The sequence below is a fragment of the Mangrovihabitans endophyticus genome (assembly GCF_014646155.1).
Classification (GTDB): domain Bacteria; phylum Actinomycetota; class Actinomycetes; order Mycobacteriales; family Micromonosporaceae; genus Actinoplanes; species Actinoplanes endophyticus.
On the sequence record NZ_BMMX01000155.1, the window covers coordinates 1 to 622 of the forward strand.

At 44.1% G+C, this 622-nt stretch carries 2 protein-coding genes; both read right to left on the bottom strand.

All coding sequences use genetic code 11. From position 1 onward, the window contains the following. On the bottom strand, positions 1 to 289 hold a 289-nt coding region (locus tag IEY73_RS34665), incomplete at its 3' end, for a TCP-1/cpn60 chaperonin family protein (protein ID WP_505744158.1). A 24-nt stretch (positions 290 to 313) separates the two neighbouring features. Continuing rightward, positions 314 to 622: co-chaperone GroES (gene groES, locus IEY73_RS34670; RefSeq protein ID WP_189083240.1), on the bottom strand; the 309-nt coding region annotated here is incomplete at its 5' end.

Genomic DNA, 622 nt, shown 5'->3' on the forward strand with positions numbered 1-622 from the left:
TATAAGCAAGCACGGTCGCTGTGGTCGTGCCATCGCCGGCAGCATCAGCGGTTTTGCTCGCTACTTCTTTAACGAGTTGAGCGCCCATGTTAGCCACCGGGCAACTTAATTCAATCTCTTTAGCCACGCTCACGCCGTCTTTGGTGATACTTGGAGCGCCATAGCTTTTTTGGATCAACACATTCCTGCCTCTTGGCCCCATGGTTACTTTGACAGCGTCATGGAGTTGTCTCACGCCTTCAAATAAAAGGTTTCTTGCACCATCTGAAAATTTGAGTTCTTTTGCCATTTTGTATCCTTAATAATGATGTTTTTAGTGTTTTTTGTGATCATGGCAGCAAGATTCATGCTCTTTAGCATGTTTATGGTCATGACTATTTGTATGACAACAAGAGCCTGAGCCCACAATACCTAGAATGTCTTCTAGTTCTAGCACCATGTATTCAACGCCGTCTAAAACGATTTCTGCACCTTTGTATTTGCCAAAAGCGATCACATCGCCTTCTTTAACGCATTTGCAACCCTCGCTGATTTTATGGCTAACCGCTTTGACTACGCCCATTAAAGGCTTTTCTTTAGCGTTATCAGGGATGATGATGCCTGAACTGGTTTTGTTCTCTTC